This window comes from Williamsia muralis (genome assembly GCF_051487485.1).
Taxonomy (GTDB): Bacteria; Actinomycetota; Actinomycetes; order Mycobacteriales; family Mycobacteriaceae; genus Williamsia; species Williamsia muralis_B.
The window spans coordinates 1-18,872 of the sequence record NZ_JAHVCV010000007.1 but is presented as its reverse complement, the minus strand read 5'-3'; the positions used below and the strand labels follow the sequence as shown (position 1 = coordinate 18,872).

Here is an 18,872-nt window from a genome sequence, read left to right as displayed (position 1 = left end):
GCGGCGTCACAGGAAGCGAGCACGACCGTGGTCGCGAAAGTCCTGCTCGAGGGCGCGGCGATCGGCGTCGGTCATCAGCGTGTACCGGGGAGTTCCTCGACCGACCCAGTGGAACACCGGTTCATCGCACCGCCAGCCCTCGGACTGCAGTGCACGCTTGAGCACCTTGTTCGATCCGGTGACCGGGAGGTCGGTCGACACCCGGACGAACCGGGGTGCCGCCTTGGTTCCGAGATCTGCTTGCGCCGAGAGATATTCGGCAAACTCAACGGGGTCGAAGTCGGACACGTCGGCCACTTCGACGGCGGCCATCACCTGGTCGCCGGACCGGGGGTCCGGGACTGCGAACACACCGGTGGCGATCACTTTCGGATGGCGCCGCAGGATGTGCTCGATCATCAGGGCAGAGGTGTTCTCCCCGTCCACCCGAATCCAGTCGCCCTTGCGACCGGCGAAATAGAGGAATCCGGCTTCATCGACGTACCCGAGGTCGCCGGTCCAGTACCAGCCGTGGCGGATTCGCTCGGCGACCGCCGATTCGTTCTTGTAGTAACCCTCGAATCGTGCGGCACCGGCTTTGTCGATCATCTCTCCGATGGCCACATCGGGGTTGACGACGTGGCCGTGCTCGTCCAGTACCGCGCGCGGACACTCCTGGAGTGTCTCCGGGTCGACGATGACAACGTTCTCGTTGGCGGGTCGGCCCAGGGCTCCGGCGGGCGCGTCGGGATCGAGTGTCACCGAGCCCGCGCCCTCGCTCGAGCCATACGCCTCGTACAACTTCGCCCCGAAGCGGCGGACGAACTCGGCCTTGTCCCCGGGCGACGCCTCTGTCCCGAACCCATGGGTCAGCGTGTTGACGTGATCATCGGACGCTTCCTCGGTGGACATGAGGTAACCAAGCGCCTTGCCCACATACGTGAAATACGTTGCCCCGTAATAGCGGACGTCTGCCATGAACCCGGAGGCCGTGAACTTCGGTACCAGGCAGATGGTGGCGCCCTGCGACAAGGCCGGCGCCCACAGACCCATCAACGCGTTGCCGTGGAACAGCGGCATGCAGCAGTAGCAGACGTCGTCCCGGTCGATGTTGTACTTGGCACAGTTCGAGTAGGCCAGTCGGGTGATCCGACCCTGGCTGCACCGCACGGCTTTCGACATACCGGTGGTGCCCGACGTGAACAGCAGCAAGAACAGCGTGGCGGCGTCGACGTCCTCTGCCACGGAGGGTTCGGTGTGGTGCTCGGCCACCGTGTTGACGTACGAGTCGGCGTCGACCATGACAAATCTGTCGTCGGTGAGACCGAGGTCGAGGCCGGCCAGCTTCTGTCGCCCCTTGTGATCGGTGACGATGAGCTGGCAGTCGACGTAGCGGACCTCTGCCTCGAGTTCTTTGCCCCGGCGGGTCGGGTTGATGCCGACGATCGTGGCTCCGGTCAACGCCGCTGCGCCCAGCCAGAACACGAACTCGGGAGTGTTCTCCAGCAGGACACCGATATGGAAGGGACCGGGCCGTCGCAGCGACTGCGCCAGCGAGCCGCGTGCCGCGCTCTCCCGCACCACCTCATCCCATGTCCAGTCCCGGGCGCGGGTACGCAGCCCGAGGTGCTGGTCGCCTACCCGCTCCATCAGCATCCGGGCGACGTCTGGGTGGTGGGTTGTCGATGAGGCTGCCGTCGTACCGGCATCGGTGGTGGTCGGATTCAAGACATCAGTCCTCATCGTGGACGCAGCACGCAGTGCGTACCGCCGTAGATCGCCGTCATGCACTTGTTGTTGTGATTACACAGGCCCGGCGAGTGGGTGTCAGCGGAAATTCGGTTCACGAGGTCGGGCTCACGGAGCAGCGCCCTGGCGACCGCCACGAACTGGAAGCCCTCCCTCATCGCGAGGTCCATGGTTTCGCGGCCGGTGATCCCACCGAGCAGGACCAGTGGCATCTTCACCGCTTCGCGAATCTGCCGGGCGTCGTCGAGGAGATAGGCGTCCTTGTACGGATACTCCTTCAGGAAGTGTTTGCCCACCAACTGAATTCCCAGCTTGGTCGGCTGTGGCATCACTGCGGCGAAGTCGCGCAGAGGCGCGTCACCCTTGAACAGGTACATCGGGTTGAGCAGTGAACTGCCTGCGGTGAGTTCGAGGGCATCAAGCGAGCCATCCTGCTCCAACCACTGCGCCACCTGGATGGCTTCGTCCACCCAGAATCCCCCGGGCACACCGTCGTCCATGTTGAGCTTGGCCAGGATCGCGATCCTGTCGCCGACGGCATCGCGCACTGCGCGACCGACCTCGCGGGCGAACCGAGCCCGGTTCTCCAGCGACCCGCCGTAGTCGTCTTTACGCTTGTTCACCCGGGGGCTGAGGAACGAGCTCACCAGGTAGTTGTGACCGAAGTGGAGTTCGACGGCATCGAACCCGGTGTCGATGGCGCGGCGGGCGGCGTCCGCGTGCGCCTCCACGATTCGTTTGATGTCCGCCGTGGTGGCCGGTTTGGAGAAGTTCTGTGTGGTCATCCGGAAGGCGCGGGAAGGCCCTAGAGCTGGAGTACCAAGGTATTTCGAGCCCGCCACCGGGCCGGCGTGACCGATCTGCGCCGACACCGCCGCGCCCTCGTCGTGGATCGCATCGGTGAGCCTGCGCAGACCTGGCATGGCCTCGTCGCGCCAGTAGATCTGGGCGGGCGACGTCCTGCCCTCGTACGAGACCGCGCAATACGCGACGGTGGTCATTCCCACGCCACCCGCGGCGGGCCGGCGATGGAAGTCGATCAACTCGTCGGTGACGAGCCCCTTGGGAGTCAGGCCCTCGAAGGTGGCGGCCTTGATGACCCGGTTACGTAGGGAGAGCGGTCCCAATTTTGCCGGTGCAAGCGGATCATTCTGCACCGGGGGAAACCCGAGTTCTGTTGTCATGGTGATATTCCTCCAGCTGCGAGACTGGGCCGAACCGTATCGCCGCCCATCGATGCCCAACAGGCGAGTCTCGCTGAGTGGTAACGGTCACCATGGATGTACGCCGCCATGACATTTTGTGACCAGCATCCCAGTTCCGATGAGCAGCCCGAGCGTTGCGCGCACAGCAGTACTACCGAAAGGCCTCCGCATGACTGCCTCCACCGATCTACAGCAACATCTGGATCAGGTGATGACCCGCCTGATCGGCCCGGGCGGGCCGTTCGAGCTGGTCGAAGAAGATGTCCTCGGCGCAACCATGTCGGTGATGAAGCACCGCAGGCGCGCTGTGGCCGAACTGCTTCCCCTGTCGGCGACCTGGGGGACAAGCGATTACCTCGTCACGACCGACCGGCGGATCTCTTATGCCGACCATCTCGCGGCAGTCGCCGCTTTGGCAGCCGCGTTGCGTGCCAGATACGGGGTAGGTAAGGGCGACCGGGTGGCGATCCTCGCCGCGAACACCCCGGAGTGGGTCATGACGTTCTGGGCCACGCAGGCACTCGGCGCCGTCACCGTCGGCCTCAACGGCTGGTGGGTGCCCCGCGAGGTCACCTACGGGATCGAGCACAGTCGCCCCACGGTGGTGGTGGTCGACGCGAAAAGGGCCGCCGCCCTGCCAAAACTGCCGGACACCGTCACCGTCCTGACCATGGAAGACGACCTCCCCGCGCTGATCGCGGAGTTCAGCGACGCCGACCTCCCGAGCGTCGACATCGACGAAGACGACCCGTCGGTGATCCTCTACACCAGCGGTACCAGTGGACGCCCGAAGGGCGCTCTGCACTCACAGCGCAACCTCCTGGCGGTTGTGGACTACCAACGGTTCGCCGAAGCGTTCACGGCCGAGCTACGCGGACAGACTCCTGACCCGTCTGCGCCCAGTTCTGCACGCCACCTGCTGACCTCGCCGCTGTTCCACATCGCGAGTCTGCACAATCTTGTGGTCCCGCGCCTGGCGACCGGCGGCGCGGTGGTGATGAATCAAGGTGCCTTCGACGCCGACACCGTGCTCGGGCTCATCGAACGCGAGCGGATCACCAATTGGGGTGCCGTGCCGACCATGGCCACCCGGCTCCTCGAGCACGACAACGTCGAGAAGTACGACCTCTCATCCCTGACGTCGTTTGCACTGGCTTCGGCGCCGTCATCGGTGGCGTTCAAAGAACGCTTGCAGGAGAAGTTCCCCTTCGCCCGCGGCGCGCTGGTCGACAGCTACGGTCTCACCGAGTGCAGTACAGCCATCGCCGTCGCCACGCCTGCCGACATCGAAGCCTTCCCCGGCACACTCGGAAAGCCGATCATCACCGTCAGCATGGAGATCCGCGATGCGTCGGGAATCCCCGTGCCCGAAGGAACCGAGGGAGAGGTCTGCGTACGCAGTCCGTTTGTGATGCTCGGCTACTGGGAGGACGAGCAGGCCACGGCCGCCGCCATCGCTCCCGGACGCTGGCTTCGCACAGGCGATTTCGGCTTGATCGACAACGGCAGACTGCGCCTCACCGGCCGCCGGTCGGACCTGATCCTGCGCGGCGGCGAGAATGTCTACCCGACCGAGATCGAGCAGTGTCTCGACGAACACCCGGATGTCGCCGAGTGTGCCGTGGTCGGCGTACCGCATCCGGACCTCGGCCAGGAGGTGGCCGCAGTGGTCGTGACCCGTCCTGGATCCACCACCACAGAGGACCAGCTGCGGGCCTTCGCCGCCGAACGACTCTCGTATTACAAGGTCCCGACGCAGTGGCGAATCACCGATCAACCGTTGCCGCGCAACGCAACCGGGAAGATGATGCGCAGGCAGATCGCACTGTGAGTTCTCCGGCGCCGGCGATCAACCGCCGGCGCCGGATTGTGCGGGACCAGGTGCACACAAGATGCCCCGCAGCGTCACATGCCGCCCGACGACCCCGACTTGTGTGCAGGGAGGCACGCGACCTTGTCTATCGGTGACCCCTAGCGAGGGCGCGGCACCGTCTTGTCGATGAACAGTGCCTCGACCGAGACACATACGGTGCCGTCGGCGGTGCGGATGTCCCCGACGGTGTTGATCTTGATCCCGTCTTCGGCCACCATCCGACCGCTCACGGTCAGCGGTTCGAACAGAGGCGTCGGCCGGTGGTAGCGGACGTTGAGTTGCGCTGTCGCACCACTGCGTCCCGCCCAGGCGTTCGCCACGCCGAGGGTGTGGTCCAGAAGCATTGCTGCCACGCCGCCATGAAGGTGTCCGGGTGGCCCCTGGTATGGAAAAGTCAGTGTCACTTCACCTTCTACTGAACCGTCGTTGCGGCCGGCCAGTGTCAACGGCGGCGCGATCGCGTTCTCCGGCCCGGTGACCGGGTCGTGGCGGGTGACGCCCTCACCGTGCCACATGTCCACCAGCCGCTCGGCAATCTCAGGCGAGTGTTCTTCGAGGTGCTCGGCGATGTTGTCCAGCTCCTCGGCGACGCGTAGCAGGTTCGCATTCGTGCGGTCTGTGCGCAGTAAGGCATCCACAACGCGACGCGCGGCAGTCGTGGCACGGTCGACGGGCCGGTCCTGAGGCGCCGAGGTGAGCACGGTGCCGTCAGGCGCATGTCCGACGGTGGGGTGATGGGTCATCGGATCTCCATGTGGGCGTGGGTGAGTAACGCTTGACCTTCGCGGTCCGGGCAGACAGCGTGCAGTACGAGCCGGTTGTCCTCGCGCCACACCGACGTCTCGATGGTCTCGCCGGGATAGATCGACCCGGCGAATCTCGCCGAAAAAGTCTGTACTGCATCGGTATCACCATCGAGGATGCTGTCGACGACGGCCTTGCAGACCAGGCCGTAGGTTGCCAGCCCGTGCAGGATGGGTCGATCGAAGCCCGCGCGTGCGGCGAAATCGGGATCTGCATGGAGAGGGTTCATGTCGCCGCTGAGACGGTAGACGAGGGCTTGCGATGGGGTGGTACGCGACGTCAGGACCTCGTCGGGCTCGCGGTCGGGCGTGCATGCCGAGGCGTCGGGACCTGACGGGCCTCCGAATCCGCCGGCGCCTCTTGCCCAGATCTGCATCTCGCTGGTCCACAACGGGTTTCCGTCAGGATCGGCCGCCGCTTGTTCCAGGACGATGACTGCTGCCTTGCCCTTGTCCCAGACATCCGCGACGCGGGAGGACAGTACCGCTGACCCCGAAGCCGGGATGGGACCGTGCATGGTGAGCGACTGACCGCCGTGCAGGATCTTCCGGAGATCGATGTCGACTCCCGGAAGGTTCATCCCGGGCGGCTGGATCGTTCCCGCCGAAACACCCTGCCCCGCAACCATGGCGAACGTCGGCAGCACGCGGAGGTTCTTCTCGTACACCCAGGTCAGTTCGGTCTGGTCCATGGGATCGCCGCCCGCACCGATTCCGAGGTGGTAGAGCAGCACATCGCGTTCGGTCCAGGACACCTCGCGAACCGACGGTGCAGCCGCAAGCGCGGCAGATCGATCGATACCCATGTCAGGAGCCTTTCGTGGCGAGAACCGGCCGCGTCACCGCGCGGGCTCGGGGTCTCGAGGTAGTCCGAGGATCCGCTCACCGATGATGTTCAACTGCACGTTGGTGGTGCCACCGGCGATGGACAGACACTGCGAGTTCAGGAACTGTTGGGTGGGCGACCACCGGTCCTGTTCTCCGAGTAGCGCATCGGGACCCGACCACTCCATCGCCACCTCCCAGATCTGCTGGATGTGCTCGACGCCCAGCAGCTTGGCGATCGACGACTCCGCTCCGGGTTGGCCTCCGGCAAGGGAGCGAAGTGTGGTCCGCAGTCCCAGCAATCCGCCGGATTGTGCGTCGCACAAAACTTTCCCCAGGACGGTCAGCTGCTCGTCGTCGAGGCCGCCTGGAACCGAGGCGGCCAGGTTCAGCAGCGTCTCCCCACCCGACCCCAACGACGAGTCGTTCGACAGGGAGACCCGCTCGTTCGCCAGCGTGGTGCGCGCGAGCTTCCAGCCGTCACCGGCTTCGCCGACCAGGCAGTCGTCGGGAACGAACACATCGTCGAGGAAGACCTCGTTGAATAGTGATTCGCCGGTGATCTCGCGAAGCGGCCGAATGTCGAGGCCCGGGCTGTTCTGGATGTCGACCAGGAAGTACGACAGTCCCTTGTGTTTCGGAACATTCCCATCCGTGCGGGCCAGGCAGATGCCCCAGTGGGCGTCGCGCGCTCCGGACGTCCACACCTTTTGCCCCTGCAATCTCCATCCGCCGTCGACCTTGGTCGCCTTGGTGCTTAGCCCGGCGAGATCCGACCCGGCTCCTGGTTCGGAGAACAATTGACACCAGACGATGTCGCCACGCAGGGACGGCGGCACAAAACGCTGCAGCTGCTGTTGGTTGCCGTGGGCGATCAGCGTCGGGACCACCCAGTTGCCGATGATCATGTCGTGCGGCTCCAGAGCCGCTGCGCGCAATTCCTCGGCGATGACCAATTGCGTCACCGCATCCGCCCCCTTGCCCCAGGGCGCGGCGAAATGTGGTGCCGTATACCCATTGTCGGCCAAGTAGCGCGTCCGCCGACCCGCATCCAACGTGGAGGCACCGGCCAGCTCCGCACGGACAGCGGTGCGGATCTGCTCCGCCTCCGGCGGGAGCTCTATGCCGAGTACCCGACGGACCCCATCGATCGTCAGTTTCGCCACGCGTCGGCGCCAGCCGGCGGTGGATCCGAGCAGGATCCGCAGTGACTGGGCACGGCGCAGATACAGGTGGGCATCGTGCTCCCACGTGTACCCGATGCCGCCGAGGATCTGGATGCAGTCCTTGGTGACGGTGAACGCCGCCTCCGGGGCCACCGCCCCTGCGACAGCGGCGGCCAACGACGCCTCGGATCGGTTTGTCGACGGCGCCATCGCGCGGGCGGCGTCCCATGCGGTCACCCGGGCCTGTTCGGTGGAGGCAAGCATCCGCGCGGCCTTGTGCTTGACACCCTGGAACTGACCGATGACCCGGCCGAATTGCTGTCGTACCCGGGCATATTCGGCCGCGGTGTCGGTGGCCCAACCAGCCAGACCTGCGGCTTCCGCAGAGAACAGGGTCGCCGCGAGGTCGAATACTCGCTGCGGATCGAGATCGAGGACATCCCCGGGCGCCAGTTCGACGTTCTCGGCATCGATCTGCGCGTTTCGTCGAACGAGATCGTGACTGGGCAGTTCTGTCACCGACACCTGGTCGCGGCGGACCACCACAAACGCACGGTCGCCGTTGTCGTCGGTGGCCAACAAGTACAGGTCTGCAATCTGGCCCCCGAGGATGTGGCCAGACCTGCCGGCCACGGTCACCGTGTCACCGTCGCGGATCAGCCGCAGTGAGCCTGGTTGCAGCGCAACGGCACCCATCATGGAGCCATCGGCAAGAGGTGCCAGCTCGGCGATACGCCCGGCCTCATGGAGAACCGCCGACACGATGACGGTCGGTAGGAACGGGCCCGGCACCATCGATCGGGCGAGCTCCTCGGTGACGACGGCCAGCTCCACGAATCCCGCACCTGCGCCGCCGAACTCTTCGGGCAGGTGCAACCCGAGCATGCCGAGTTCTGCCAGTGATCTCCAAAAGTCCGGTCGGACTTCGGACTTGGCCTCCACCGAATCACGGATCACCGCTGGCGTGGCGTGCCGCTGCGCCCACCCCCGCACGGAGTCGCGGAGGTCGCGGTCGTCGTCAGTCAGTTCAATTCCCATGTCGCTTCAATTCCTGGTGTCGTGCCCGATGTCGCCCGGCAATGCCTGTGGGTGGTCAGATACGTTCGATGATGGTGGCGGTCGAGAGCGCTCCGCCGGCACACATCGTGATCAGCGCCGTGGACTTGTCGGCACGCTCGAGTTCATGCACAGCGGTGGTGATCAACCGCGATCCGGTGGATCCGACCGGATGGCCCAGCGCGATGGCTCCGCCGTTCACGTTGACCTTCGCCATGTCGGCCTCGTGCACCTGCGCCCACGAGAGCACCACCGAGGCGAACGCTTCGTTGATCTCGATGATGTCGATGTCGCCCAACGACATTCCCGACTTCTCGAGTACGGCCCGGGTGGAATCGACCGGCCCGTCGAGGTGGTAGTAGGGGTCGGCGCCGACCATGGTGGACGCGACGATCCGGGCCCGTGGACGCAGACCCGACCGTGCGGCCTTGTCCTCGCTCATCAGCATCACGGCTGCGGCGCCGTCACTGACCTGCGACGAGTTGCCCGCGGTGTGCATACCGTTCTCGATGACCGGCTTGAGAGCCGCAAGCCCTTCGGCGGTGGTCTCGCGTAGGCCACCATCGTGGGTGACCGTGGCGATCTCGCCGCTCGGCGTGCCTTGCTTGTCGACGACGGGCGCCTGGACCGGCACGATCTCCCGTTCGAATCGGCTCTCGGCCCAGGCGGCAGCGGCGCGCTGTTGCGAGAGGAGGCCTAGTGCATCGACATCCCCGCGTGTGATACCGCGTCGTTCGGCGATGCGCTCGGCCGAGGTGAACTGATCCCGCATGTCGATCGCCCAGTCGTCGGGGTACGGGTTGCCCGTCTCCGGAGTGTTGGCCTGCCCGAGGAACACCCGGCTCATCACCTCCACACCACAGGCAATGCCCGCCTCGATCTGGCCGGACGCGATCAGACCCGCGACGATGTGCACGGCCTGCTGAGATGAACTACACGCGCAGTCGATCGTGGTCGCGGCCGTCGTATACGGCAGTCCGGCGTGGAGCCATGCCTGCCGGGTGACGTTGTTGGACTGTTCACCGGCCTGGGTGACGCACCCACCGACCAGCTGACCGACATCGCCGGCAGGCAAGCCGGTCCGATCGAGGACCGCCTGCTGAGCTGCGCCCAGCAAGACGGCCGGGTGCACCCCCGACAACGCTCCACGGCGACGGCCGATCGGCGTGCGGGCAGCTTCCACGATGACAACGTTGCTCATTCTGGCTCCTTCGACTGGCCTGAGCCGAACGAGCGGCGTCAGATTTCTAGAATGTATTCTAGTTCTGACATTTCAGCAATGTGCCCGATGGTCGTGCAGAGCGCGTGCGTCTGCCGGCGAACCGCTCGGCAGGTCGAAATGTATTCCAGTCAGTACTGGCTGGACAACCGCGTCAGCAGCAGGTCACAAGCGGTACGGATATCCGACTCGGCATCGGGAATGGAGATGCGACCGTTGAGGCACGACTGGATGACACCCAGCCAGAGCTGCATCATCAGCCGGACGGCCGTGGAATCGTCCTCGGTCGGATTCTCGATGCCTGCGGCCTCGAGCAGGATCTGGTGGAACACCCGATCCACCTTGCCTGCGTCGGGCACGGTGGCGGCATTGGCCGTGCTGTTCGACTGGATCATCGCAGTGGAGAGCGCGGGGCGGCGAAGCAACGCACGAGTCGCTCGGACAAGCACCTCATAGATGGCGTCCGGGCCGCGCCCGGCAGGTGGCCGTCTGTCGAGGTTGTCCCTGATCTGGTCGATCTGCTCGACCATGACGGCCACGAACAGATGCGTCTTGGACGGGAAGTACCGGTAGAGCGTGCCGATGGCGACACCCGCCCGTTTGGCGACCTCGTGCATCTGGACACGGGCCAGCTCCTTCTCCGTCGCCAGTTCGGCCGCGGCCTCCAGCATCCGGACATGGCGGGCCCGCTGATCGTCGGAACTGGGTTCCGCTGCGTCCCTCGCCTCGCCAATTCTCGGCAACGTCCATCTCCCGTCGTGCGATACCAACATCATGTGGTGACTGACTCTCTCATCACCGTAGGAAATTGCGCAGTTTTCCCGGTGAGTGGGACCTGGGGACCACTGCTCGACGGTTTCCGATTCCGTGAATCGAACGACGGACCCGATGGAGGCAATGGCTATGCAGGACTGGACCATCCGATGCGACGTGCTGGTCGTCGGTTCCGGCGGTGGCGCCCTGACCGGCGCATACGCTGCCGCGGCTCAGGGACTCGACACCGTCGTCCTGGAGAAGACCAGCTTGTTCGGTGGCACATCCGCCTATTCGGGCGCGGCGGTCTGGCTGCCTGCGACGGCCGTTCAGGAACGAGCCGGGATCGGCGATAGTCCGGAGCAGGCACGAACGTATCTGCGCGCCGTTGTCGGCGACCACGACGTTGATCGCCAGGAGGCCTACCTGGCCACCGCTTCGACCCTTGTCGACTTCCTCGAGAGCGACCCGAACATCGAGTTCGAATGGCGGGCGTTTCCCGACTATTACCGTGCTCCAGGCCGAATGGACGCCGGTCGCGCCATCAACCCTCTCGACCTGCCCAGCGCCGAGATCGGCGAGCTGCGTGCGCTGATCCGGCCCGAGCCCGACATCGACCGAGCTGGGCGTACACATCCCGACGAAACCCTTGTCGGGGGGCGTGCGCTCATCGGTCGACTGTTGCTGGCCTGCCGGGGCACCGGGCGCGTCGATCTGCGCACCGGCACAGCGGCCCGCAGACTCATCGTCGACGATGGACGGGTCGTCGGGGTGGAGGCGGTCACCACTGCAGGTGAGGTTCTTCGCATCCGGGCTGATCGCGGCGTGCTGCTCGCCGCCGGAGGTATAGAGAGCAACGCGGAGTTGCGCGCCGCCAACGGCACCCCCGGTCGCGCCGCGTGGACCATGGGCCCGAACGGGGCGAATACGGGAGACCTCATCCGGGCGGCGGTGGAGGTGGGCGCCGATACCGCACTGCTCGATGAGGCGTGGTGGTGCCCCGGCGTCGAAATGCCCGATGGCTCGGCAGCTTTCATGGTCTGTGTGCGTGGCGGCATACTCGTCGACACATCCGGCGGGCGGTACCTGAACGAGTCGCTCCCCTACGATCAATTCGGCCGGGCGATGATCGCCCGGGGCACCGACTCCGCCATCCCCTCGTATTTTGTCTTCGACTCCGCCGAAGGCGGCCCGGTGCTGCCGGCCATCTCCATCCCACAGGCATCGGCCGCCGAACATCTCGACGCCGGCACCTGGGTGCAGGCGGACACGATCGAGGCGCTCGCGGACAAGATCGGCGTTCCCGCAGACAATCTGCGTCGTACGGTCGATCAGTTCAACGGCTACACCAGAGCCGGTGTCGACGAGGACTTCCGGCGCGGTGACGACCCATACGACACCTTCTTCTGCCGGCGGAAGACATCAGCAGAGGCACCCAACGCCGCACTGCGACCGATCGCCACCGGCCCCTTCTATGCCGCCCGAATCGTTCTCAGCGATCTCGGCACCAAGGGCGGTGTCCGAACCGACGTCGATGCCCGGGCGCTGCGCGAGGACGGCACTGCCATCGACGGTCTTTACGCGGCCGGCAACACGAGCGCTTCACTCAGCGGCGAGTTCTACCCGGGGCCGGGCGTTCCCCTGGGCACTGCGATGGCTTTTGCATACCGGGCCGTGCAACACATGGTCGGCTGACCGGCCGCGTCAGACGAGGTTGTCCTCGACCGGCAGTCCAAATGCACCGCGGCCGTACAGTGCCAGCGCCCGCTCGGGTTCGTTGGCGACGTGCACGCTGCCCGCGTGCGCGTCTCGCCACGCCCGCTCGATCGGGTTGCCGCGCGTCAACGAATTGCCTCCGGCGGTCTTGAACAGCAGGTCGATCGCTTCGAGTGCCCGCTCGGTGGCGCGCACCTGATCCCGGCGGGCCCGCAGTCGCATCCACATCGGCAGGTCCTCGCCGGCGCGCGCGAGGTCCCACAGCTCGCGGACGTTGCGATCCATCTGCAGTGTCGCGGCGTCGATCTCGGATGCAGCGCGGGCTACCGACACCTGTGCGACGTGGTCTTCGGCGAATCGTCCGCCGCCGAGACTGAGCCGCACCCGCTCACGCATCACGTTCACGTAGGACTCGTGACACCCCGCGACCACACCCACTATCGGTGCCGCGATGGCGGAGGTGAAGATCGTGGCAAACGGCAGCCGGTACAGCGGACCCGAGTTGATCTTCTGGCCAGGACCCCGGAGTTGGGCCGTCTCGTAGTTGCGGATCGTCCGATGTTCGGGCACAAAGGCTTTGGTCACCGTGATCTCGTTGCTCGCGGTACCTCGCATGCCCACGACGTCCCAGACGTCGTGGATGGTGTAGTCGGCGCGTGGGACGACCACGGTCATGAAGTCGACCGGTCGGCCCTCGGCGCCGAACTGTAGTGCACCGAGCAGCGCCCACGACGCATGTTCGCATCCCGAGGAGAACTTCCAGGTGCCCGATAGCTCGTATCCGCCGTCCACCGGCAGCAATTGGCCCATGGGCGCGTATGCCGACGACACCAGTGCGCCGGGATCGTCCCCCCACACGTCTTCTTGGGCGCGTTGGTCGAACAACGCCAGATGCCACGGATGTACCCCCAACACCGACACGACCCAGCCCGTGGAGCCGCACGCCCGTGAGATGTCGCGCACCACGTCGTAGAACTCGACAGGATCGCTCTCCGATCCTCCATACCGTTTGGGCTGCAACATTCTCAGAACACCGGCGTTCTGTAGGTCCTCGATCACGTCGTCGGTAATCCGGCGGGACTCGTCCACCTCCTGCGCCCGTTCGGCGATCCCGGGCAGCAGTTCACGGACTGAGTGCAGTGTCTCGTTTGTCATCGTCTAACTCCATAAATGCTGCGCCGGAGGGGGTATCGCGATGGTAGGCCGACAGGTTCGGTAACCGGCACTTCCAGGTCTCGGTTAGTGAGACCTTCACCTCGGATGTGGCCGTGGTCACCTAACGTTCGGGTCACAACTGTTCTGCCGCAACTCCTCGAGGAAAGGACGGACGCATCGTGACAACATCGCAGTCCGAGACCGCTGAGATCCGTGAGATCGACACGGGAGCTCCACCCACACGATTCGCCCGCGGCTGGCACTGCCTCGGCCTCTCTGAGTCCTTCAAGGACGGTCGACCCCACTCCGTCCAGGCGTTTGGCACCAAACTCGTGGTATTTGCCGACAGCTCAGGGGAACTGGCCGTCCTCGACGGGTACTGCCGCCACATGGGTGGTGACCTGAGTCAGGGCACCATCAAGGGCGACGAGGTGGCGTGCCCGTTCCACGACTGGCGATGGGGCGCGGGCGGTCGGTGCAAGAAGATCCCGTACGCGCGCCGTGTGCCCCCGGTCGCGAAGACGCGCAGCTGGAAGGTGCTCGACCAGGACGGCATGCTGTTCGTCTGGAACGATCCCGAAGGCAAACCACCGCCGGCAGATGTGGCCATTCCCCGTATCGAGGGAGCGCTCAGCGATGAGTGGTCGGATTGGGTCTGGTACCAGGTCACCGTCGACACCAACTGCCGCGAGGTGGTCGACAACATCGTCGACATGGCCCACTTCTTCTACGTCCACTACTCGTTCCCCACCTACTTCAAGAACGTGTTCGAAGGACATGTGGCAAGCCAGTTCATGCGTGGTGAGGCCCGTGAGGACATGCGTCCTCACGCGTCAGGGCAACCGAAGATGCTCGGGAGTCGTTCGGACGCCACGTACTTCGGCCCCTCCTTCATGATCGACGACCTCGTGTACCAGTACGAGGACCATGACGTCGAGTCCATCCTGATCAATTGTCATTACCCGGTGAGTGCCAACCAGTTCGTGTTGCAGTACGGCATGATCGTCAAGAAATCCAAGCGGCTCGAAGGAGCCGCCGCTGACGAGATGGCCAAGAACTTCGGTGTGTTCATCGCCAAGGGCTTCGAGCAGGACATCGAGATCTGGAAGAACAAGACGCGGATCGAGAACCCGCTGCTGTGCGAGGAGGACGGTCCCGTCTACCAACTACGGCGCTGGTACGAGCAGTTCTATGTCGATGTCGCGGACGTGACACCGGAGATGACCGAACGCTTCGAGTTCGAGCTCGACACCACCCGCCCGGTGGAGTCGTGGAAGAAGGAAGTGGAAGCCAACGTCGCCCGGAAGGCCATCGGTTCCGATGCAGCCATTGCGGTGCACTGACTGCGGTGCAGCGGTTCTCGTCCAGAAGAACAGCTGGGAACACACCTCGGTCCAGTGGGACGACAGCGCGCGGTCGGCATGCCGTGAACTGGCGGGCGGTACCGCACGTCGCTCCGGGGCGCCGATGGAGCGATGCCAGACGCTGACCGACGTGATCGAGAAGGCTGCCCGCACGGGTTCGGTCTCGGTTCTGGACAACACCCCCGTACGTTCTCCAGCGCAGTCGCATTGACCACGTCCCAAACAGCTTCGTCCCGAAGGAGTAAGCCCTTGATCGACAAGAACCACTACGGACCCTGGGCGGTGATCGCCGGCGGATCTGAGGGCGTCGGCGCATCGTTCGCCGATCTTCTGAGTGCTGCCGGCCTCAATCTGGTGCTGATCGCCCGAAAGCCCGGGCCTCTCGATGAGACGGCAGAGAGGGCGCGCAACAACGGGGTCGAGGTCCGGACGCTGGCACTCGACCTTCTCTCACCAGACGCGTTCGAGCAGATCCGGCAAACCACCGACGACATCGAGGTGGGCCTGCTGATCTTCAACGCCGGGGCCAACAGCTACGGGCACGAGTTCGTCACCGGCGACCTCGCCGGATTCCAGGGTGTCATCGACCTGAACATCACATCGCAACTCACCCTGTCCCACCACTTCGGTGCGAAGATGAAAGACCGCGGGCGTGGGGGCATCATGTTGCTCGGATCCCTCGCCGGCTACATGGGTTCAGAAGACCAGAGCATCTACGCCGCATCCAAGGCGTTCGGCCGTATCTTCGCCGAGAGTCTGTGGCTGGAGCTCGAGCCGTTCGGCGTCCACGTGGTCGAGTTGGTGCTCGGGGTGACCCGTACCCCGGCGATGGTTCGGGCCGGGCTGAACTTCGATGTGCCCGGGATGAACGTCGCCGAGCCGGAAGACGTTGCCCGCGAGGGGCTCGAGCACCTGACCGATGGTCCGGTGTGGATTGCCGGCGGCAACTACGAGGCAGCACAGAAGCGCAACGGGTTTCCTCGCGACAAACTCGTCAAAGGTGCGGCCGAGAGTATGCGCAAGCTACTCGGCCGACGCTGACCACAACCAACAGAGCCTCCCGTTTCGTTCACATCCTCCGGTTGCAGCCGGAGGGAGTGGACGAAGCGGGAGGCTTTGTTCTGGCCAGAAGTGAGCAGGCGGTCAGATGCGTACCGGTGGTGCGAAAGCGGCAAGGGGTTCGGAGCCCGACCAATCGTGACCCCAGTAGCTGTCGGCGGTGATTTCCTCAGCCGTGTAATGGCTTTCGTCGACGAGCATGCCCTCGGTGCCGAACTCGAGGTCCCATCCGCCGGGTGCGCGCACATAGAACGACACCATCTTGTCGTTGGTGTGGCGGCCCAGTGTCGAGGAGAGGCTGAACCCCAACTTGTTCACGCGGTCGAGTGCCTGTCCGACGGCGTCGAGGGTGTCGACCTCCACCATCAGGTGCACCATTCCGGGGTCCTGACTCGCCGGCGCGGGGCACAACGCGAGGCTGTGGTGGCGCTGGTTGACGCCGAGGAACCGCACTCGCCGGGCCGGGGCGGGCGCGTCGGGACCGCCGAGGCGGATGGCGCCTCGTGGGAGGAAGCCGAGCACCTCGGTGTAGAAGGCGTACGTCTCGTCGAAGGCCGATGTCGGGAGCACGGCATGACCGAGTCCCTCTGTGCCGGTGACGAACCGGCCGCCATGAGGAGTGACCACCGGGCTGTGGTCGAGTACCGGACCGAAGAAGATCTCCGTCCTCGTTCCGGACGGGTCGTCGAACGCGATGACCTGTTCGGCATCTCGGTACAGCGACTCTTCCTCGGACAACACGTCAACTGCGATGCCGGCCTTCTCGATCGCCTTTCGAACACGCTCGAGAGCGAACTGATCACGCACCTCCCAGCCGATGGCCAGCGCCTTGTCCGACTCGCCCGGAAGGACAACGATGCGGGAACGTCGCTCGTCGAGCCGCAGATAGAGGCCGTCGGCTTCTGGACCCGAACCCGTCGCCATGCCCAATCCGTCGACGGTCAATTGGCGCCACCGATCGACGTCGCGGGTTTGGACCCGCAGATATCCAAGTGCTCGTATGTCGGTCATAGGTGAACCTTTCGTGTCAGATCTAGATCATCGAGCGATGCGGGCCTTGCGGCTCGCCGCCCATCTGAGTGAGCGCCGAAGCGTGGAAGATCGACCCCGGCACGTGGATTGCGTGCGCCAGACCTGCGTGGGCGTCGCGCCAGAAACGCTGCATGGGGGTCTTCAGCTGTAGCGCACCGCCGCCGGACCGCGCGAAGATCCCGTCGACCGCCCGCACCACCCGCCATGCGGCAGCAGTTTGGGTGCGTCTACCGATGGCACGCAGTTCGAACGAGACGTCCTGGCCCTTCTCCGTCATGTCCCAGAATCGGTCGACCGTCTCGAGGATCGCCGCCCGTGAGGCGGCGATCTCCGCCGCGGCTTCACCGATTGCGAACAGCACGTACGGGTCTTCCTTGATCGCCGTCCCCGACACCGTGACCCGATCGCGCTGGGTGTTGATGTGACAGGCTAGAGCGCCCTCGGCGATGCCGATCAGTGACGACGTGATCCCGAGCGGGAAGATGCACGAGAACGGAAAGTTGTAGAGAGTCTGGGTACGGCCGAACTCCTTGGCTGCGGTTCCGTCGAACACCTTGCCGGCCGCCAGGGTCCGATAGGTGGGGATGAAGGCGTCCTTGACGATCAGGTCCTTGCTGCCGGTACCGCGCAGCCCCACGACATTCCAGCTGTCCGGGTCGATGTCGTAGTCCGAGCGCGGCAGCAACACGTGTAGGTTCTGCGGCGGCATCATTCGATTGCCGTCATTGTCTCCGACAGCAGCACCGATCATGATCCACCCGCAATGGTCGGTGCCCGAGGAGAACGACCAGCGCCCGTTGAGGATGTAGCCGCCCTCGACAGGCTTCGCCACACCCATGGGTGCATACGGGGAGGCCATCCACATGTCGGGGTCTTCACCCCAGATCTCGTCCTGCGCCTTGCGATCGAAGAAGGCGAGCTCCCACGGGTGCACACCGACGATGCCGCTCACCCAGCCGGCCGCACCGTCGATGGCGCCGATACCCATTGCAGTCTCGGCGAACTCGCGAGGATGTGCCTCGAATCCGCCGTATTCCTTCGGCTGCAGCATGCGGATGACCCCGGAGTCCCGCAAACGTTTTGCCGAGGTGTCCGACAGCCGCATGAGCTTGTCACCTTCCACACCCTCGGCGCGGATCTCCTCGGCGAATTGCTGAATGTTGTCCAGAACCTGGCCCATGATGTTCTCGGCTTTCTATAGGTACCCGGCGAACGCCTAGGCAGAGGTTGTTTCCGCGAGACCGATCGCGATCTCGATCAGCTGGTCTTCTTGCCCGCCGACGAGCTTGCGGCGACCGGCCTCGATGAGGATCTCCGCGCCGGAGACCCCATAGCGTTCACCCTGCTTGTCTGCGTGCTTGAGGAAACTCGAGTAGACGCCTGCATATCCCATCGTCAGCGACATCCGGTCCAGGAGGCACTCGCCGTCCATGATCGGCCGTACAACGTCCTCGGCGGCGTCGAACATCTTGAGGGTGTCGATACCCGTTCGGATGCCGAGCTTCTCGGTCACCGCGGCGAATGCCTCCACCGGGGTGTTGCCCGCCCCGGCCCCGAACCGGCGGGTGGAACCATCGATCTGGAGCGCACCGGCCTTGACCGCAAGGACGGAGTTCGCAACGCCCAGCCCGAGGTTCTCGTGTCCGTGGAAACCGACCTGAGCGTCGTCCCCCAGCTCTGATACCAGTGCAGACACCCGATCGCTGACGTCGTCGAGCACCAGTGCGCCGGCCGAATCCACCACGTACACACACTGACAACCCGCATCGGCCATGATCCGCGCCTGCTTCGCAAGCACCTCGGGAGGCTGACTGTGCGACATCATCAAGAACCCCACGGTCTCGAGCCCCAACTCACGCGCCAACCCGAAATGCTGAATCGACACATCAGCCTCGGTGCAATGCGTCGCGATACGACA

General features: G+C 64.9%; 16 protein-coding genes. 5 read left to right on the top strand and 11 right to left on the bottom strand.

The genetic code is table 11. The features are described 5' to 3' along the window. Positions 1-6 precede the first annotated feature (6 nt). Entirely contained in the window at positions 7-1,635 is a 1,629-nt protein-coding gene (locus tag KXR83_RS18965; RefSeq protein WP_437426380.1) for an AMP-binding protein, read from the bottom strand. An 83-nt stretch (positions 1,636-1,718) separates the two neighbouring features. Beyond that, complete coding sequence (locus KXR83_RS18960) at positions 1,719-2,912, bottom strand: NADH:flavin oxidoreductase (protein ID WP_437426139.1); 1,194 nt, start codon at positions 2,910-2,912, stop codon at positions 1,719-1,721. 190 nt (positions 2,913-3,102) lie between these two features. On the opposite strand from KXR83_RS18960, the gene KXR83_RS18955 reads away from it, so the two are divergent. Continuing rightward, the gene (locus KXR83_RS18955) at positions 3,103-4,764 is read left to right on the top strand and encodes a class I adenylate-forming enzyme family protein (protein ID WP_437426138.1); all 1,662 of its coding nucleotides are present in this window, start codon (positions 3,103-3,105) and stop codon (positions 4,762-4,764) included. A gap of 140 nt (positions 4,765-4,904) precedes the next feature. On the opposite strand, the gene KXR83_RS18950 is transcribed toward KXR83_RS18955, so the two are convergent. The 5 genes from KXR83_RS18950 to KXR83_RS18930 all read right to left on the bottom strand — a co-directional run bounded on the left by KXR83_RS18950 (position 4,905) and on the right by KXR83_RS18930 (position 10,618). Next, entirely contained in the window at positions 4,905-5,549 is a 645-nt protein-coding gene (locus tag KXR83_RS18950; protein WP_437426137.1) for a PaaI family thioesterase, read from the bottom strand. Further along, on the bottom strand, positions 5,546-6,415 hold the full coding sequence (locus tag KXR83_RS18945) for a MaoC/PaaZ C-terminal domain-containing protein (protein ID WP_437426136.1): 870 nt from the start codon (positions 6,413-6,415) through the stop codon (positions 5,546-5,548). The genes KXR83_RS18950 and KXR83_RS18945 overlap by 4 nt, the downstream gene beginning before the upstream one ends. Before the next feature lie 33 nt (positions 6,416-6,448). Further along, positions 6,449-8,638: an acyl-CoA dehydrogenase gene (locus tag KXR83_RS18940; protein ID WP_437426135.1), complete on the bottom strand. Its 2,190-nt coding sequence runs from the start codon at positions 8,636-8,638 to the stop codon at positions 6,449-6,451. Between the two features lie 55 nt (positions 8,639-8,693). Beyond that, a complete protein-coding gene (locus KXR83_RS18935; protein WP_437426134.1) occupies positions 8,694-9,857 on the bottom strand; it encodes a steroid 3-ketoacyl-CoA thiolase in 1,164 nt (387 codons plus the stop codon). 149 nt (positions 9,858-10,006) lie between these two features. Next, positions 10,007-10,618 (bottom strand): TetR family transcriptional regulator, encoded by a 612-nt coding sequence (locus KXR83_RS18930; RefSeq protein ID WP_437426379.1) that lies wholly within the window; start codon positions 10,616-10,618, stop codon positions 10,007-10,009. 160 nt (positions 10,619-10,778) lie between these two features. On the opposite strand from KXR83_RS18930, the gene KXR83_RS18925 reads away from it, so the two are divergent. Further along, a complete protein-coding gene (locus KXR83_RS18925) occupies positions 10,779-12,323 on the top strand; it encodes an FAD-dependent oxidoreductase (RefSeq protein WP_437426378.1) in 1,545 nt (514 codons plus the stop codon). A 9-nt stretch (positions 12,324-12,332) separates the two neighbouring features. Here KXR83_RS18925 and hsaA read toward each other — a convergent pair whose 3' ends face one another. Further along, positions 12,333-13,499 (bottom strand): 3-hydroxy-9,10-secoandrosta-1,3,5(10)-triene-9,17-dione monooxygenase oxygenase subunit, encoded by a 1,167-nt coding sequence (gene hsaA / locus KXR83_RS18920; protein WP_437426133.1) that lies wholly within the window; start codon positions 13,497-13,499, stop codon positions 12,333-12,335. A gap of 179 nt (positions 13,500-13,678) precedes the next feature. Between hsaA and KXR83_RS18915 the strand changes: the two genes are divergently transcribed. From KXR83_RS18915 to KXR83_RS18905, 3 genes are read left to right on the top strand one after another with little or no spacing between them, the layout of a single operon-like run. Next, positions 13,679-14,842: a Rieske 2Fe-2S domain-containing protein gene (locus KXR83_RS18915; protein WP_437426132.1), complete on the top strand. Its 1,164-nt coding sequence runs from the start codon at positions 13,679-13,681 to the stop codon at positions 14,840-14,842. Further along, positions 14,820-15,074 carry a hypothetical protein gene (locus KXR83_RS18910; protein ID WP_437426131.1) on the top strand — a complete coding sequence of 85 codons (255 nt, stop codon included), beginning with the start codon at positions 14,820-14,822 and terminating at the stop codon, positions 15,072-15,074. The genes KXR83_RS18915 and KXR83_RS18910 overlap by 23 nt, the downstream gene beginning before the upstream one ends. Before the next feature lie 38 nt (positions 15,075-15,112). Further along, a complete protein-coding gene (locus tag KXR83_RS18905; RefSeq protein ID WP_437426130.1) occupies positions 15,113-15,904 on the top strand; it encodes an SDR family NAD(P)-dependent oxidoreductase in 792 nt (263 codons plus the stop codon). Between the two features lie 102 nt (positions 15,905-16,006). On the opposite strand, the gene bphC is transcribed toward KXR83_RS18905, so the two are convergent. The 3 genes from bphC to dmpG form a co-directional block, all read right to left on the bottom strand. Continuing rightward, a complete protein-coding gene (gene bphC, locus KXR83_RS18900) occupies positions 16,007-16,933 on the bottom strand; it encodes a biphenyl-2,3-diol 1,2-dioxygenase (protein WP_437426129.1) in 927 nt (308 codons plus the stop codon). A 22-nt stretch (positions 16,934-16,955) separates the two neighbouring features. Then, positions 16,956-18,134 carry a hydroxylase gene (locus KXR83_RS18895; protein ID WP_437426128.1) on the bottom strand — a complete coding sequence of 393 codons (1,179 nt, stop codon included), beginning with the start codon at positions 18,132-18,134 and terminating at the stop codon, positions 16,956-16,958. A gap of 36 nt (positions 18,135-18,170) precedes the next feature. Beyond that, positions 18,171-18,872 (bottom strand): 4-hydroxy-2-oxovalerate aldolase (dmpG, locus tag KXR83_RS18890; RefSeq protein WP_437426127.1); only part of this gene is annotated, 702 nt, incomplete at its 5' end.

Coding starts and splice junctions, on each gene's coding strand:
- KXR83_RS18965 (WP_437426380.1), bottom strand. CDS start 1,635: ATGCTGATGGAGCGGGTAGGCGACCAGCACCTCGGGCTGCGTACCCGC.
- KXR83_RS18960 (WP_437426139.1), bottom strand. CDS start 2,912: ATGACAACAGAACTCGGGTTTCCCCCGGTGCAGAATGATCCGCTTGCA.
- KXR83_RS18955 (WP_437426138.1), top strand. CDS start 3,103: ATGACTGCCTCCACCGATCTACAGCAACATCTGGATCAGGTGATGACC.
- KXR83_RS18950 (WP_437426137.1), bottom strand. CDS start 5,549: ATGACCCATCACCCCACCGTCGGACATGCGCCTGACGGCACCGTGCTC.
- KXR83_RS18945 (WP_437426136.1), bottom strand. CDS start 6,415: ATGGGTATCGATCGATCTGCCGCGCTTGCGGCTGCACCGTCGGTTCGC.
- KXR83_RS18940 (WP_437426135.1), bottom strand. CDS start 8,638: ATGGGAATTGAACTGACTGACGACGACCGCGACCTCCGCGACTCCGTG.
- KXR83_RS18935 (WP_437426134.1), bottom strand. CDS start 9,857: ATGAGCAACGTTGTCATCGTGGAAGCTGCCCGCACGCCGATCGGCCGT.
- KXR83_RS18925 (WP_437426378.1), top strand. CDS start 10,779: ATGCAGGACTGGACCATCCGATGCGACGTGCTGGTCGTCGGTTCCGGC.
- hsaA (WP_437426133.1), bottom strand. CDS start 13,499: ATGACAAACGAGACACTGCACTCAGTCCGTGAACTGCTGCCCGGGATC.
- KXR83_RS18910 (WP_437426131.1), top strand. CDS start 14,820: ATGCAGCCATTGCGGTGCACTGACTGCGGTGCAGCGGTTCTCGTCCAG.
- bphC (WP_437426129.1), bottom strand. CDS start 16,933: ATGACCGACATACGAGCACTTGGATATCTGCGGGTCCAAACCCGCGAC.
- KXR83_RS18895 (WP_437426128.1), bottom strand. CDS start 18,134: ATGGGCCAGGTTCTGGACAACATTCAGCAATTCGCCGAGGAGATCCGC.